The following is a 15,595-nucleotide window of genomic DNA, read 5'->3' on the forward strand; positions in this document are numbered from 1 at the left end:
CGTCTATGCGCTATGTAAGGTTCCCTGCGCCAGGCCGATTAAAAAGGCGAACTCCAGCGCGACGCCTTCGTAGGATTTAAACCGCCCCGACTTACCACCGTGCCCGGAGTCCATATCCGTACATAACAGCAGCAGACGTTGGTCCGTTTTTAGCTCGCGTAATTTTGCCACCCACTTCGCCGGTTCCCAGTATTGCACCTGGGAATCGTGCAATCCTGTCGTCACCAGCAGGTGCGGATAGTCCTGCGCTTTGACATTGTCATAAGGACTATAGCTTTTCATATAGTCATAATACTCAATATCCTGCGGGTTCCCCCACTCTTCAAACTCCCCTGTCGTTAATGGGATCGACTCATCCAGCATCGTGGTTAATACATCAACAAAGGGCACCTGGGCAATAACGCCGTGGAAAAGCTCGGGGCGTTCGTTGATAGCGACGCCCATTAACATTCCGCCCGCGCTCCCGCCCATCCCATAACACAGCGACGGTGAACCGTAACCCAGTTTTAATAAGGCATCGCAGGCATCAAGATAGTCATTAAAAGTATTCCGCTTTTTGAGGAATTTGCCATCTTCATACCACTGCTGCCCCAGCTCACCGCCGCCGCGAACGTGTACGATTGCGTAAACAAAGCCACGATCCAGCAAGCTCAGTCGGCTGCTGCTGAAGTCGGCGTCAATACTGGAACCGTAAGATCCGTAACCGTAAACCAGAAGCGGATTTTGCCCTTTACGAAAATACTTCTGATGATAAACCAGCGATACCGGCACTTCGACGCCGTCGCGTGCGGTGATCCACAGGTGTTCGCTCTGATAACAGCCAGAATCAAACCCAGGCACTTCCGTCTGTTTAAGTACCCGTCGTTCTCCGGTATCCATATCCAGTTCAAACAAGGTATCTGGCGTCGTCATTGAAGAATAGCCGTAACGTAGCCGGGAGGTCTCAGGTTCGGGATTATAGGCAAGCCACGTCACGTAAGCCGGATCGTCAAAGGCAATGCCTATCACTTCACGGGTTTTACGGTTAATTTGCCGCAGGCTGGTAAGCCCCCGTTGACGCTCTTCGACCACTAACCAGTCGGTAAACAGGGTAAACCCTTCCAGCATAATATGCTCGCGCGGAGGGATCAGCTCTTCCCAGGCGTTTTCATTGCGCACGCGGGTACGGTACAACCCAAAGTTTTTACCGTTCCGGTTAGAGCGCAGGTAAAACTTATGTTGATAGTGATCGAGACTATATTCATGGTCTTTGCGGCGCGGTAAGAATGAAAACGGCTCGGCATCGGCCAGTTCCGCGTCAAGTAATAGCACTTCGCTAGTGGTGGCGCTGGCAAGATGAATCACCACATAATGCTGCGAAGTGGTTTTATGCAGGCTGACATAAAAGGTATCGTCTTTCTCCTCATATACCAGTTCATCTTGCGATGACGGAGTGCCAATCGTGTGCCGCCAAACCTGATAGGGCAGCAGCGTCTTCTTATGCTTACGCACATAGTAAAGGGTCAGGGAATCATTGGCCCAGACAAATTCAGGCGCAACGTTATCCAGCAGTTCCGGATACCAGTTACCGCTTTCGAGGTTACGAAAACGCAACCCATACTGACGACGGGATAAATAATCTTCTGCCAGCGCCATGATGGTATTATCCGGCGTAATGGCAAGCCCGCCGAGCGTATAAAATTCGCTGTGCGCGGCCCGCTGGTTCGCATCGAGCAAGGTTTCCCACACATTCCACTCTTCGCTTAACGCCGATTGTCGTTGATAGATGGCATATTCGCAGCCGGGTTCATAGATATAACGGTAGCGATAGCCGTTTTTCACATACGGAGCGGAAACTTCTCTGGGCGGGATGCGATCGATAATTTCTTTTAGAATGCGGTCCTGTAACGCCTGCTGAGAGGACATGACCTTCCGGCCATACTCATTTTCCTGATGCAGGTAATCAAGGACTTCCGGCTGCGAGCGAGTGTCATCTCGCAGCCAGTAATAATTATCAATGCGCGTATCGCCATGTACGGTCATGGCATAGGGAATTCGATTGGCTTTTGGCAACATGTCGTTTTTTCTTTTGCGTTAATATTTGTTATATATCACGCGGCAAACACAGCGGCTTAGCATGGTAGTCCCGGTCCGCTCACCTCGGTAAGCGCCTGAGATGTCACTGCTTCGCCGCTATCTTGCAACATGAATGACGTAAACTATTCATCCTATAAGGGTGGCAAAAGACACGCATGATGCAAGCGAAACATGTTACTTAATGGCAAGTTATCAGCCTGGTAGCGCCTGTTTTTGCTGCTGCAAGTCCTGCTCGATACCGTCCCGAACCTCCTGAGGAATTTTTAGCGCGTCTCCTAACGCATTCAGATAGCTACGTTCCATAAAGTGGTCAATATCAATGGCGGCGCAGCTCAGGAAGTAGATTTCCAGGGCTTCTTCTTCATTGCGAACGCCCTGTGCCAGACGTTGTGGATCAAGCGGCTGCTCAATAGCTTTCTCGATAAACACACGCCCTTGCTCTTCCACACCTGATTCTCGCAGTTGGTGCTCAATCGCCGCGCGTTCTTTGGCATCAATATGCCCATCGCTTTTTGCAGCAAAAACCAGCGCCAGGATCAGTCGCTCAGTGCGAACATCCAGCGGCGTACTTTGGCTGCCGAATTGCGGCTCCCCCTGATGCGCAGCGCGTACTTTATCTTTGTACTTATTCCACAATACGGAACTCGCCACCGCGCCGCCGCCCACCAGCAAAGCGCCAGTACCGTATTTGGTTAATAATTTGCGCGAAGACTTATTGGCGACCAACAGTCCAGCCAGACCGCCCAGCGCGCCGGGAACCAGCAGTTTATTTAACCCCTGTTCACCGGAAGGCGATGCAGAAGCGCCTTTTTGCCCAAGAAGTGATTGTAATTGGTTCAACCAGTTAGCCATAGTACCCCTCAAATACAGACCAATAATGGTCAAGCGTACCTGAGGGGATGTCAGGAATTGTCTGTTCCGGCAAAAGAAGCGCAAATTACGCTGCTAGCGGGGCTTATATTCCGCCTTGCCGGCTTTGCAATCAACGATGACCTGATAATGGATATCGGCGCTTTTACCGCGAACGGTTAGCGGAACGGTCCATTTATCATTTTGACCCACAACGTCCTGCACATTAACCCACGCGACCGGGTCAGCCTGCCCGACCTTTTTTTGGTCGTCTGCCCACCGCACGATACGATTTTGCTGGTAGTCGCGCTTCACGCTTGCCGCAATCCCGGCGGCATCCAGCCCTTCGCACTGCGGAAACTTAACCGATTTACTCTCGGTGGATGCCGCAAATGCCGATACGCTGGCGGATAACAACAGCAGGCTCAACAACGCTCCTCTTTTATTCATACTTTTCTCCTTAGCACAATGATTCAGGAAAAGCATGGTACAAAACGCCGGGAGCGCAAGTGTGGGTTCAGGCGGCTTGCTTTTTCGTTTTACTCGCGGCGTCCTTTTCAACCGCCTGCGGAGAAGGCAACTTACCGGTTTTGAGGATCGTGCTTAACACCTCTTTATGTTCCGCCAGCCACAGCGACAACGCCTCGCGCTGCCCATCTTCCAGCACGACTGGCGACTGCTCAAGTCAGGTATCAAGAAGATCGGCAGTATCGAGCATTTTGTCCCAGGCGTCGGCTTCCTTTTTACTGGTAAATGACATCTTCTCCTCACCCTCGCGAATGACTACGTATTTAACTTCAACCGCCATTTTGCAGCCCCTTATTTACCTGTGCTTATATACAGTATATTGCAAGGCGGCAAGAAAAGCAATTTATTCGAAAAGACATACGCAAACGTTTTCGTATATACTGCGCGCAGGTAAATAAGGGGACAGAAATATGACGCTATTAGGCACTGCGCTACGTCCGGCAGCAACGCGGGTGATGTTATTAGGGGCAGGTGAATTGGGAAAAGAGGTGGCGATTGAATGCCAACGCCTGGGGATCGAGGTTATCGCCGTCGATCGCTATCCTGATGCTCCCGCCATGCATGTGGCTCACCGTTCACACGTCATTAATATGCTGGACGGCGAGGCGCTACGTCATGTGATTACAGAGGAAAAACCGCATTATATCGTGCCGGAAATAGAAGCGATCGCCACCGATACGCTGCGCGAGCTGGAGGGCGAAGGGCTGAATGTCGTGCCTTGCGCCCGTGCAACGCAGCTCACGATGAACCGCGAAGGGATCCGTCGCCTGGCCGCAGAAGAATTAGGTCTGCCGACATCGACGTATCGCTTTGCCGACAGTGAGGCCAGTTTTCATGATGCGGTAGCCGCAGTGGGTTTTCCTTGCATCGTCAAACCGGTCATGAGCTCTTCCGGCAAAGGCCAGAGCTTTATCCGCTCGGCCGAACAGCTCGCGCAGGCATGGGAGTATGCTCAACAGGGCGGACGCGCTGGCGCGGGTCGCGTGATTGTGGAAGGCGTGGTTAAATTTGATTTTGAAATTACGCTGCTCACCGTTAGCGCCGTCGATGGCGTGCATTTCTGCGCGCCGGTCGGTCATCGTCAGCAAGATGGTGACTATCGCGAATCCTGGCAGCCACAGCAGATGAGCGAACTGGCGCTGAAGCGGGCGCAAGAGATTGCTCGTCATGTGGTACTGGCGTTAGGCGGTCATGGTCTGTTCGGCGTTGAACTCTTCGTCTGTGGCGATGAAGTCATTTTCAGCGAAGTCTCCCCTCGCCCGCACGATACCGGAATGGTCACGTTGATTTCTCAGGATCTTTCTGAGTTTGCGCTGCATGTGCGCGCCTTTCTGGGAATGCCCATAGGCGCTATTCGCCAGTATGGTCCCGCTGCCTCGGCCGTGATTCTGCCGCAGCTTACCAGTCAAAATGTGACGTTTGATGATGTACACGCGGCGGTAGGGGCCGGAGTGCAGGTACGGCTGTTTGGTAAGCCTGAGATCGACGGCACCCGTCGTCTTGGTGTAGCGTTAGCGACAGGTGAAAACGTTGAAGAAGCGGTGATAAGAGCGAAAAAGGCCGCCAGCCGCGTGACGGTAAAAGGCTAATGCGCCATCGCCTGATGGCGACGTTAGCGCATTTTTATCAGGCCTGCCTGATCGCCACTCGTAAGCCCGATAAGCAAGCGCCATCGGGCATTTAACGGCTTACTGCTTCGCGCCTTCTACCGCTTCGCGCGCCAGTTTGGTGATGCGATCGTAATCACCCGCTTCCAGCGCGTCGGCCGGCACCAGCCAGGAACCGCCGATGCACAACACGCTTTTCAGCGCCAGATAGTCACGATAGTTTGCCGGAGAGATGCCGCCGGTTGGGCAGAAACGTACCTGAGAGAACGGACCGGCAATCGCCTGCAACGCTTTAGTGCCGCCATTCGCTTCCGCCGGGAAGAATTTGAACTCTTTCAGACCATAGTCCATGCCCAACATCAGTTCAGAAACGGTGCTAATACCGGGAATCAATGGGATAGTGCCTGCCGTCGCGGCTTTCAGCAGTGGCTCAGTCAGTCCCGGGCTAATCGCAAACTGCGCGCCCGCCTCCGTCACCTCCGCCAACTGCTGCGGATTGAGAACGGTTCCGGCGCCGACAATCGCTTCCGGCACGTCTTTAGCGATAGCGCGAATAGCATCCATCGCGCAGGCCGTACGTAAAGTCACTTCCAGAACGCGAACGCCCCCGGCCACCAGCGCTTTAGCCATCGGCACCGCGTGCTCCAGTTTATTGACTACAATGACCGGGACAACCGGGCCGGTGGTCAGGATTGCTTCTGCACTTGTTTTCCAGTTTTTCATCGGAATTCTTCTCTCGCCTGATTACTAGTGTGTCATCTTAAAAAGTGATACAGGTTGCGCCCTGCTCCGCACCCGACAGCTTTTCGCGCAGCGCGCCAAACAACTCACGCCCCGTTCCGACGCGCGACGCGCTCAGGTCCGGAATATGAGGCTGACGAGCGGCAAATTCCGCCTCGTCGACCAGCAGAGTTAACTCACCTGTCTGCCCATTCACGCGAATGATGTCGCCATCGCGCACTTTTGCCAGTAAGCCGCCATCGTAGGCTTCCGGCGTTACGTGGATAGCTGAAGGCACTTTACCCGAAGCGCCTGAAAGTCGTCCATCAGTAACTAACGCTATTTTGAAACGGCGGTCCAATAATACACCAAGTGGCGGCATGAGTTTATGTAATTCTGGCATTCCATTCGCTTTTGGTCCCTGATGACGCACGACAACGACACAATCCCGGTCAAGCAGGCCCGCGTCAAACGCAGGCAGCACATCATGCTGACTTTCAAATACCATGGCAGGCGCTTCAATGATCTGGTTTTCAACCGGTACCGCAGACGTCTTCATTACTGCGCGCCCCAGATTACCGCTTAGCACCTTAGTACCGCCGTGAGGAGAGAACGGCTTATCAAAAGAGGCAATGACATCGTTATCCAGTGACCTTTCCGCGCCTTCACGCCAGTCCAGCTCGCCGTTGTTGAGCCAGGGCTCCAGCGTATAGCGTTTCAGGCCGAAGCCTGCGACAGTATTAACGTCTTCGTGCAGCAATCCGGCATTGAGCAGCTCACGCATCAATACCGGTACGCCGCCCGCCGCCTGGAAGTGGTTAATGTCCGCCGGACCGTTCGGGTACAGACGCGCCATCAACGGAACCACTTCCGACAAATCCGAGAAGTCATCCCAGTTGATCAGAATGCCCGCCGCGCGCGCCATTGCAACCAGATGCATGGTGTGGTTGGTGGAACCGCCGGTAGCCAGCAGCGCGACAATGCCGTTCACCACGACTTTTTCGTCGATCATTTTACCGAGCGGCATCCACGTATTGCCGTTGCCGGTAAGACGTGTTACCTGACGTGCGGCAGCGGCAGTCAATGCCTCGCGCAGCGGCGCATCCGGATGCACAAACGAGGAACCCGGCAACTGCATTCCCATAAACTCCACCACCATCTGGTTAGTGTTGGCGGTGCCGTAAAATGTACAGGTGCCCGGCGCATGGTAAGAGGCGGCTTCCGACTCCAGCAGCGCCATTCTGTCTACTTTTCCTTCCGCATATAGCTGACGAATACGGACTTTTTCTTTATTCGGCAGGCCGCTCGCCATCGGGCCTGACGGAACAAAAATCGCGGGTAAATGACCAAAAGAGAGCGCGGCCATCGCCAGCCCCGGAACAATTTTGTCGCATACGCCGAGGAATAACGCGCCGTCAAACATATTGTGAGAAAGGCCTACTGCTGCCGACATCGCTATCACTTCGCGGCTGAGTAATGACAACTCCATGCCATCCTGCCCTTGCGTAACGCCATCGCACATTGCCGGTACGCCGCCTGCGACCTGACCTACCGCATTCACGGAATGCAGGGCCTGACGAATAATCTGCGGATAATGTTCATACGGTTGATGCGCAGAGAGCATGTCATTGTAGGAGGTAATGATGGCGATATTATTGCGCAACATACTTTTCAGCGAGGCTTTGTCCTCTGGCTGACAGGCGGCGAAGCCATGCGCCAGGTTGCCGCAGGCCAGTTGAGATCGGTGGACCGTGGCGGTTTTCGCCTGCTCAATGCGGGCAAGATAGGCTTTTCGGGTCTGCTGCGAGCGTTCGACAATGCGCTGTGTTACGCGTAACAAATTAGGATTCATAGAGGCTCCTGAAATTTATCTGTCCGGCTACCGGGTTTACCATGCGTTTCATCAATGTGGAAAGACAGTGAAATACATGATGTCCGGGGATAATGGGGCAAAATCGTTTCAGGCAGTGTAATAAAAAAAGCCTCGCAGGTGAATCCACACGAGGCTTAAAAGTGCAAAAATGATTCTACAATCTGTGTTAGATCATGTTACCGGTAAAATACCACCTAAGAGTGAGTGGCAAATTTACTCAAACTCATTCCACGAACGACCGTCACGGGTAATCATCGCCACGGACGCTACCGGTCCCCAGGTGCCCGCCTGATACGGCTTCGGCGCGTCGTTGTCCATCGCCCATGCTTCGGTAATGGAGTCCACCCACTTCCAGGCTTCTTCCACTTCGTCACGGCGGACAAACAGCGCCTGAATGCCACGCATCGTTTCCAGCAGCAGGCGCTCATATGCATCCGCCAGGTGCGTCTGATTAAAGGTCTCGGAGTAGCTCAGATCAAGCTTCGTGATCTGCAGATTATGCTTATGATCCAGCCCCGGTACTTTGTTAAGCACCTGAATATCCACGCCTTCATCCGGCTGCAGGCGAATCGTCAATTTGTTCTGCGGCAGGTCTTGCCAGGACTCTTTAAAGAGGTTCAGTTCAGGCGTCTTGAAATAAACCACGACTTCAGAGCACTTGGTTGGCAGACGCTTGCCGGTGCGCAGATAGAATGGCACGCCCGCCCAACGCCAGTTATCGATGTCGACGCGGATCGCGACGAACGTTTCGGTGTTGCTGCTTTTATTCGCGCCCTCTTCTTCCAGATAGCCCGGCACCTTTTGCCCCTGCGCAAAGCCCGCGGTGTATTGACCACGAACCGTTTTTTCACGCACGTTGGAGCGATCAATACGGCGCAGCGATTTCAACACTTTTACTTTTTCATCACGAATACTGTCGGCGCTCAGGTCAGACGGCGGTGACATGGCAATCATGCAGAGAATTTGCAGCAAGTGGTTCTGGATCATATCGCGCATCTGACCGGCCTGGTCAAAGTATCCCCAGCGCCCTTCAATCCCCACCTCTTCCGCTACGGTAATCTCAACGTGATCGATAGTGCGGTTATCCCAGTTATTAACGAATAACGAGTTGGCAAAACGCAGCGCCAGCAAGTTGAGAACCGTTTCTTTACCCAGATAGTGGTCGATACGATATACCTGGCACTCTTCAAAGTATTCGCCGACCCGATCGTTAATCTCACGCGAGGTCGCCAGCGAAGTACCTAACGGTTTCTCCATCACGACACGCGCCGGTTTGGCGTTGAGTTTAGCCTCCCCTAACCCTTTGCAAATAGCGCCAAACGTGCTGGGCGGCATCGCAAAATAGTTAATGGTGGTACGGTTTTTTTGATCCAGCATATCGCCCAGGCGACTAAACGCAGGCGTATCGTTAACGTCAAGATTACAAAAATCCAGACGGCCGCTCAGCGTATCCCACAAGCCTTCATCAATTTTTTCCTTCATGAAGGTTTCCAGCGCCTCACGCACGACGTGGGTATAAGCTTCTTTATCCCAGTCCGCGCGCCCCACCCCAATGATCCGGGTATCCGGATGGATCTGGCCGGCTTTCTCAAGCTGATACAGGGAAGGCAGCAGTTTCCGGCGCGCCAGGTCGCCTTTCGCGCCGAAAATGACCAGGTCACATGCCTGGGCTGTTTGCGTTACCGCCATGTCATTCTCCTCAGTTAATCTCCTGGTACTTTAGCCAGGATATCGTTGTAATTTTATTACACAGCACTGTACTGCTTTTACGAGATTACGGAAACCGTAAACGCCTTTTCATAGGTGAACCGGCGTTTGATTGGCAATATAATCGGCAAAACGCCTAATAAAATTGTCGCTTTTCCACACAAGCTGGAACTTAAAATCCGACGTCGGTCATGTAATGAAAAAAAACGACACCTTTTTTAGCCATTTTGCCCCCTTTGACAGCCTCCAGGAGTAATATCTAACAAAACGCGCTCGGTTTCGCGCATCATTGAAATCGCTAATACCCATGAGCCTTGCTAATCATGAATATGCTGGAAAAAGTCCAGTCTCAACTGGAACATTTAAGCAAATCTGAACGAAAAGTCGCCGATGTTATTCTGGCCGCCCCAGGCAGATCGATTCACTTAAGCATTGCCATGCTGGCCCAGGAAGCTAACGTTAGCGAGCCAACGGTGAACCGTTTCTGTCGCAGCATGAATACCCGCGGCTTTCCTGATTTTAAACTGCATCTGGCGCAAAGTCTGGCAAATGGCACCCCCTATGTTAATCGCAATGTGGATGAAGATGACAGCGTTGAGGCCTATACAGGAAAAATCTTCGAGTCCGCCATGGCCAGTCTCGACCATGTTCGTCAGTCGCTGGATAAATCGGCCGTCAACCGCGCCGTCGATTTACTGACCCAGGCAAAAAAAATCGCCTTTTTTGGTCTTGGTTCCTCCGCCGCGGTCGCGCATGACGCCATGAATAAGTTTTTTCGCTTCAATGTGCCGGTGATTTACTCCGACGATATCGTGCTGCAACGGATGAGCTGTATGAATTGTAGCGATGATGACGTCGTCGTGCTCATTTCGCATACTGGCAGAACCAAGAGCCTGGTGGAACTGGCGCAGTTGGCGCGGGAAAACGATGCGATGGTGATCGCCCTGACCTCCGCTGGAACGCCGCTGGCGCGCGAAGCCACGCTGGCCATTACCCTCGACGTACCGGAAGATACAGACATTTATATGCCCATGGTCTCTCGACTTGCTCAGCTGACCGTGATAGATGTGCTGGCAACGGGATTTACTTTGCGTCGCGGGGCAAAATTCAGAGATAACTTGAAGCGTGTCAAGGAAGCGCTCAAGGAATCGCGTTTTGATAAAGAATTACTCATCAAGAGTGATGACCGCTAAAAGCAATAACAATGTTCTACCCTTTTCGTCATCCGGGGACGTTCATTTTATACCGTTAAGGTTTCAGAACGACCGGATCAATGTTCACGCAACACCAAGTTGTTTTAGTCAACGGAGTATTACATGTCCAGAAGGCTTCGCAGAACCAAAATCGTTACCACGTTAGGCCCGGCAACTGACCGCGATAACAACCTTGAGAAGGTTATCGCCGCAGGCGCAAACGTCGTACGTATGAACTTCTCTCACGGCTCGCCGGAAGATCATAAAATGCGTGCTGATAAAGTCCGTGAGATTGCCGCCAAACTGGGGCGTCATGTGGCTATTTTAGGCGACCTGCAAGGGCCAAAAATTCGCGTTTCCACTTTTAAAGAAGGCAAAGTGTTCCTCAACATCGGGGACAAATTTCTGTTAGACGCTAACCTGGGTAAAGGCGAAGGCGACAAAGAAAAAGTCGGCATTGATTACAAAGGGTTGCCGGCAGACGTCGTTCCTGGCGATATCCTGCTGCTTGACGATGGTCGAGTGCAGTTGAAAGTGCTTGAGGTCCAGGGCATGAAAGTCTTTACCGAGGTCACCGTCGGCGGCCCGCTGTCTAACAATAAAGGCATTAACAAGCTCGGCGGCGGGCTTTCTGCTGAAGCGCTGACCGAAAAAGACAAAGCCGATATTCAAACCGCTGCGCTGATAGGTGTTGACTATCTGGCCGTCTCCTTCCCGCGCTGCGGCGAAGATCTGAACTATGCACGCCGCCTGGCGCGCGACGCCGGCTGCGACGCGAAAATTGTGGCTAAGGTCGAACGCGCCGAAGCGGTATGCGACCAAAACGCCATGGACGATATCATTCTGGCCTCTGACGTTGTGATGGTCGCACGTGGCGATCTGGGCGTTGAAATCGGCGATCCGGAGCTGGTTGGTATCCAGAAGGCGCTGATTCGCCGTGCGCGTCAGCTAAACCGCGCAGTCATCACCGCAACGCAAATGATGGAGTCGATGATCACCAACCCGATGCCGACCCGTGCGGAAGTGATGGACGTGGCGAACGCCGTCCTGGATGGCACGGATGCAGTTATGCTGTCTGCCGAAACCGCAGCCGGTCAGTATCCTTCTGAAACCGTTGCCGCAATGGCACGCGTCTGCCTGGGCGCAGAAAAAATACCCAGCATCAATGTGTCTAAACACCGTCTCGACGTGCAGTTCGACAACGTTGAAGAAGCTATTGCCATGTCTGCGATGTATGCGGCAAACCATCTGAAAGGCGTTACCGCGATCATCACCATGACGGAATCCGGTCGTACCGCGCTAATGACTTCCCGTATCAGCTCCGGCCTGCCGATTTTCGCCATGTCGCGCCATGAACGCACGCTGAACCTGACCGCGCTCTACCGCGGAGTAACGCCAGTGCATTTTGATAGCGCGGCTGATGGCGTTGTCGCGGCGCATGAAGCTGTTAATCTGCTGCGCGATAAAGGGTATCTGGTTTCCGGCGACCTGGTTATCGTGACTCAGGGCGATGTCATGAGCACCGTCGGTTCAACCAATACCACGCGTATTTTGACCGTTGAGTAAAACTCCCCCTGGCCTGCTCATCAGGTAATACAGGGTTTGTCAGCATAAAGCCTCTCTTACGAGAGGCTTTATTTATTTGATGGGATAAAGATCTTTACGCTTATACGGCTGAATCTCGCCTGGCTTGCGGGTTTTGAGCAGCTTCAGGATCCAGGTGTACTGTTCCGGATGCGGGCCGACAAAAATTTCGACCTCTTCGTTCATCCGTCTGGCGATAGTGTGATCGTCAGCCGTGAGCAGATCGTCCATTGGTGGGCGAATCTGGATAGTCAGGCGATGCGTTTTACCATTATACACCGGGAAAAGCGGTATCACGCGTGCGCGGCACACTTTCATCAGCCGACCAATCGCAGGCAGCGTTGCTTTGTATGTCGCAAAGAAATCAACGAATTCACTATGCTCCGGGCCGTGATCCTGGTCCGGCAGGTAGTAACCCCAGTAGCCCTGACGAACAGACTGAATAAAGGGTTTAATCCCGTCATTGCGCGCATGCAAACGTCCGCCAAAACGCCGACGCACGGTGTTCCAGATATAGTCAAAAACCGGATTACCCTGATTATGAAACATCGCCGCCATTTTTTGCCCCTGAGAGGCCATCAGCATGGCTGGAATGTCGACGCCCCAGCCATGCGGTACGAGAAAAATGACTTTTTCGTCGTTACGACGCATCTCCTCGATAATCTCCAGACCTTCCCAGTCAACACGCTGTTGAATTTTTTTCGGACCGCGCATCGCCAACTCAGCCATCATCGCCATTGCCTGCGGCGCGGTGGCGAACATCTCATCGACAATCGCTTCGCGCTCAGCTTCGCTACGCTGCGGAAAGCACAAAGACAGATTAATTAGCGCCCGGCGACGAGAACTCTTCCCCAGCCGTCCGGCAAAGCGCCCCAGTGTCGCCAGCAAAGGGTCACGGAATGATGCCGGTGTTAATGCGATCCCCGCCATTGCCGCAGCGCCCAACCAGGCGCCCCAATACTGCGGATAGCGAAAGGATTTTTCGAATTCAGGGATATACTCACTATTATTTTTTTTGGTTTCCATGCTTTTCCAGGGTCTGCTGACGCGAAAAGGAATTGTGAATAGTGTAGCGACGTCTGCGTCTCACACAAAACAAAAAAGCCGGCACACATCGCGTACCGGCTCTGTCAGCGCATTTGTTAATCGAAGCGCAGTTGTGGCAGAACCTCTTTCACCTGTGCCAGGTATTCACGACGATCTGACCCCGTCAGACCTTCCGTGCGCGGCAATTTTGCTGTTAGAGGGTTAACGGCTTGCTGGTTTATCCATACTTCATAATGCAGATGCGGCCCTGTGGAACGCCCGGTGTTACCAGAAAGCGCAATACGATCGCCACGTTTCACTTTTTGCCCCGGTTTCACCAGCAGCTTACGCAAGTGCATGTAACGTGTGGTGTAGGTGCGTCCATGACGAATCGCAATGTAGTAACCGGCAGCGCCGCTACGTTTAGCGACCACGACCTCGCCATCCCCCACCGACAGCACCGGCGTACCCTGCGGCATCGCAAAGTCAACGCCACGATGCGGCGCAACGCGTCCGGTAACCGGGTTCAGACGACGCGGATTGAAGTTGGAGGAGATGCGGAACTGTTTGGCGGTCGGGAAGCGTAAAAAGCCTTTCGCCAGGCCAACACCGTTACGGTCATAGAATTTACCGTCAGCAGCGCGAATGGCGTAGTAATCTTTACCATCGGAACGCATCCGCACGCCCAACAACTGACTCTGTTCACGCTTGCCATCCAGCATCTCGCGCGACATCAGAACCGAAAATTCATCGCCCTTTTTCAGCTTGCGAAAATCCATCTGCCACTGCATGGCTTTTATCACTGCGCTGATTTCGCTGCTGGTTAAACCGGCCTCTTTCGCGCTGGCGACAAAGCTACCCCCTACCGTACCTTTCAGCAGACTGTTGACCCAGTCCCCCTGCTGCATTTCACTGCTCATTTTAAAACCGTTGGCAGTGCGATCGTAGGTACGCGTTTCACGGCGGGAGACTTCCCATGTCAGACGCTGTAAATCGCCATCGGCGGTCAGTGTCCAGGAAAGCTGTTGGCCAATTTTCAGATTGCGCAGCTCCTTATCAGAAGCGGCAAGTCGGCTAATATCGCTCATATCGATGCCGTACTGATTCAAAATGCTGCTTAACGTATCGCCTGTGGAGACGACGTATTCATGGACGCCGACTTCGCCTGCGGTTTTATCGTCCAGCTCATCCTGAGGAATAGCTTCATCTTCCTGCGCGGCCTGATCGATGGGTTCGCTGGCCTCCGGTAAGAGGGAACGAATCTCGCTTTTCTCCAGTTCAATAGTTTTAACGATTGGTGCGGATTCTGGGTGGTAAACATAGGGCCGCCATACGGCGACGGCCAGTGTCAGAACGGTAAGTGACCCCAGCATAACGCGGTGGGGTCGGGGCAGATTATTAAATGCCAGGGCGACAGAGCGGGCTATCTGTTGCACGTATTCACTTCCTCGTTAATCTCCTTTCAGGCAGCTCGCATACTGGTTGGCTAATTGGCTTAAAAACGCTGAATAGCTTGTTTTACCCAGTTTAATGTTCGTCCCGAGGGGGTCCAGTGTTCCCATTCGAACGGATGTCCCTCTCGCCACGGCTTCCACGACCGCTGGCCTGAATTGTGGCTCAGCAAAAACGCAGGTTGCTTTTTGCTCAACCAACTGTGTTCTTATTTCATGTAAACGCTGCGCGCCAGGTTGTATCTCAGGGTTCACGGTAAAGTGACCGAGTGGGGTGAGTCCGTAGTGTTTTTCGTAGTAACCGTAGGCGTCATGAAAAACGAAATACCCTTTCCCCTTGAGCGGCGCGAGCTCGTTACCGACCTGTTTATCGGTTGCGGCTAATTGTGCCTCAAAATCCTTCAGGTTGGCGTCGAGTTTAGCTCGACTTTGCGGCATAAGTTCCACTAATTTTTCATGGATTGCAACCGCTGTAGCCCGCGCTATCTCTGGGGAGAGCCAAAGATGCATGTTATATTCGCCGTGATGGTGATGTACGTCACCTTTTTCCTCATCGGCGCCCGTGTGCGCATGTTCATCCTCATCATCATCCGCGCCCTTCATGAGTAACGGTTTTACATCGGCAAGTTGCGCGATGGTAACCTGCTTATTATCGGGGATATTCCTGACCGACTTCTCCATAAAGGCTTCCATTTCCGGGCCAACCCAGACGACTAAGTCCGCGCCCTGTAAGCGTTTTACGTCTGATGGACGCAATGAATAATCATGCTCGGAAGCCCCATCCGGAAGTAATACTTGCGTATCCGTAACGCCATCAGCAATGGCGGAAGCGATAAACCCAAGCGGTTTAAGCGAAGCGACAACGGCGGCATCGGCGGCCTGGGTTGCACTCCCCCAAAGCGCGGCGGATAATGCTGCGAAAAGAAGCGTATTTTTCTGTAACATAATGCGACTAATCATCGTAATGAATGTGTGAAATGT

The 15,595-nt window shown here is 52.9% G+C and carries 12 protein-coding genes and 1 pseudogene; 3 read left to right on the top strand and 10 right to left on the bottom strand.

Features of this window, described 5'->3' with window-relative positions; all coding sequences use genetic code 11:
* Positions 1-3: 3 nt before the first annotated feature.
* From ptrB to yebG, 4 genes and pseudogenes are all read right to left on the bottom strand, one after another.
* Entirely contained in the window at positions 4-2,055 is a 2,052-nt protein-coding gene (ptrB, locus tag J4685_RS03260; protein WP_000936997.1) for an oligopeptidase B, read from the bottom strand.
* 213 nt (positions 2,056-2,268) lie between these two features.
* Entirely contained in the window at positions 2,269-2,928 is a 660-nt protein-coding gene (locus J4685_RS03265) for a tellurite resistance TerB family protein (RefSeq protein WP_000024714.1), read from the bottom strand.
* A gap of 93 nt (positions 2,929-3,021) precedes the next feature.
* The gene (gene yebF / locus J4685_RS03270) at positions 3,022-3,375 is read right to left on the bottom strand and encodes a protein YebF (protein ID WP_001042123.1); all 354 of its coding nucleotides are present in this window, start codon (positions 3,373-3,375) and stop codon (positions 3,022-3,024) included.
* 67 nt (positions 3,376-3,442) lie between these two features.
* Positions 3,443-3,733: pseudogene (gene yebG / locus J4685_RS03275) on the bottom strand (DNA damage-inducible protein YebG).
* A 130-nt stretch (positions 3,734-3,863) separates the two neighbouring features.
* Here yebG and purT point away from each other — a divergent pair.
* Positions 3,864-5,042, top strand: a complete 1,179-nt coding sequence (gene purT, locus J4685_RS03280; protein WP_000173426.1) for a formate-dependent phosphoribosylglycinamide formyltransferase — start codon at positions 3,864-3,866, stop codon at positions 5,040-5,042.
* Between the two features lie 99 nt (positions 5,043-5,141).
* Here the strand turns inward: purT and kdgA are convergent, their stop codons facing one another.
* The 3 genes from kdgA to zwf form a co-directional block, all read right to left on the bottom strand.
* Positions 5,142-5,783, bottom strand: coding sequence for a bifunctional 4-hydroxy-2-oxoglutarate aldolase/2-dehydro-3-deoxy-phosphogluconate aldolase (gene kdgA, locus J4685_RS03285; RefSeq protein WP_000800494.1), 642 nt, complete (start codon positions 5,781-5,783; stop codon positions 5,142-5,144).
* A gap of 37 nt (positions 5,784-5,820) precedes the next feature.
* Positions 5,821-7,632, bottom strand: a complete 1,812-nt coding sequence (edd, locus tag J4685_RS03290; RefSeq protein WP_001069121.1) for a phosphogluconate dehydratase — start codon at positions 7,630-7,632, stop codon at positions 5,821-5,823.
* Positions 7,633-7,866: 234 nt separating this feature from the next.
* Positions 7,867-9,342, bottom strand: a complete 1,476-nt coding sequence (gene zwf, locus J4685_RS03295; protein WP_000301711.1) for a glucose-6-phosphate dehydrogenase — start codon at positions 9,340-9,342, stop codon at positions 7,867-7,869.
* A 341-nt stretch (positions 9,343-9,683) separates the two neighbouring features.
* On the opposite strand from zwf, the gene J4685_RS03300 reads away from it, so the two are divergent.
* Both J4685_RS03300 and pyk read left to right on the top strand, forming a co-directional pair.
* Complete coding sequence (locus J4685_RS03300) at positions 9,684-10,553, top strand: MurR/RpiR family transcriptional regulator (protein ID WP_001056720.1); 870 nt, start codon at positions 9,684-9,686, stop codon at positions 10,551-10,553.
* Between the two features lie 123 nt (positions 10,554-10,676).
* A complete protein-coding gene (gene pyk, locus J4685_RS03305; RefSeq protein WP_000091156.1) occupies positions 10,677-12,119 on the top strand; it encodes a pyruvate kinase in 1,443 nt (480 codons plus the stop codon).
* A 72-nt stretch (positions 12,120-12,191) separates the two neighbouring features.
* Here pyk and lpxM read toward each other — a convergent pair whose 3' ends face one another.
* The 3 genes from lpxM to znuA form a co-directional block, all read right to left on the bottom strand.
* Positions 12,192-13,163 (bottom strand): lauroyl-Kdo(2)-lipid IV(A) myristoyltransferase, encoded by a 972-nt coding sequence (gene lpxM / locus J4685_RS03310; RefSeq protein WP_000448401.1) that lies wholly within the window; start codon positions 13,161-13,163, stop codon positions 12,192-12,194.
* 116 nt (positions 13,164-13,279) lie between these two features.
* The gene (gene mepM, locus J4685_RS03315; protein WP_001184028.1) at positions 13,280-14,599 is read right to left on the bottom strand and encodes a murein DD-endopeptidase MepM; all 1,320 of its coding nucleotides are present in this window, start codon (positions 14,597-14,599) and stop codon (positions 13,280-13,282) included.
* A gap of 15 nt (positions 14,600-14,614) precedes the next feature.
* A complete protein-coding gene (gene znuA, locus J4685_RS03320) occupies positions 14,615-15,559 on the bottom strand; it encodes a zinc ABC transporter substrate-binding protein ZnuA (protein ID WP_000939597.1) in 945 nt (314 codons plus the stop codon).
* Positions 15,560-15,595: the final 36 nt, after the last annotated feature.

The organism is Salmonella sp. 32100201201700099SM (assembly GCF_017572645.1).
Lineage (GTDB): Bacteria > Pseudomonadota > Gammaproteobacteria > Enterobacterales > Enterobacteriaceae > Salmonella > Salmonella enterica.

What these genes read in the sequence shown, in the direction of transcription:
- ptrB (WP_000936997.1), bottom strand. Translation starts at nt 2,055, where the DNA reads ATGTTGCCAAAAGCCAATCGAATTCCCTATGCCATGACCGTACATGGC.
- purT (WP_000173426.1), top strand. Translation starts at nt 3,864, where the DNA reads ATGACGCTATTAGGCACTGCGCTACGTCCGGCAGCAACGCGGGTGATG.
- lpxM (WP_000448401.1), bottom strand. Translation starts at nt 13,163, where the DNA reads ATGGAAACCAAAAAAAATAATAGTGAGTATATCCCTGAATTCGAAAAA.
- edd (WP_001069121.1), bottom strand. Translation starts at nt 7,632, where the DNA reads ATGAATCCTAATTTGTTACGCGTAACACAGCGCATTGTCGAACGCTCG.
- J4685_RS03300 (WP_001056720.1), top strand. Translation starts at nt 9,684, where the DNA reads ATGAATATGCTGGAAAAAGTCCAGTCTCAACTGGAACATTTAAGCAAA.
- kdgA (WP_000800494.1), bottom strand. Translation starts at nt 5,783, where the DNA reads ATGAAAAACTGGAAAACAAGTGCAGAAGCAATCCTGACCACCGGCCCG.
- J4685_RS03265 (WP_000024714.1), bottom strand. Translation starts at nt 2,928, where the DNA reads ATGGCTAACTGGTTGAACCAATTACAATCACTTCTTGGGCAAAAAGGC.
- pyk (WP_000091156.1), top strand. Translation starts at nt 10,677, where the DNA reads ATGTCCAGAAGGCTTCGCAGAACCAAAATCGTTACCACGTTAGGCCCG.
- zwf (WP_000301711.1), bottom strand. Translation starts at nt 9,342, where the DNA reads ATGGCGGTAACGCAAACAGCCCAGGCATGTGACCTGGTCATTTTCGGC.
- yebF (WP_001042123.1), bottom strand. Translation starts at nt 3,375, where the DNA reads ATGAATAAAAGAGGAGCGTTGTTGAGCCTGCTGTTGTTATCCGCCAGC.
- znuA (WP_000939597.1), bottom strand. Translation starts at nt 15,559, where the DNA reads ATGTTACAGAAAAATACGCTTCTTTTCGCAGCATTATCCGCCGCGCTT.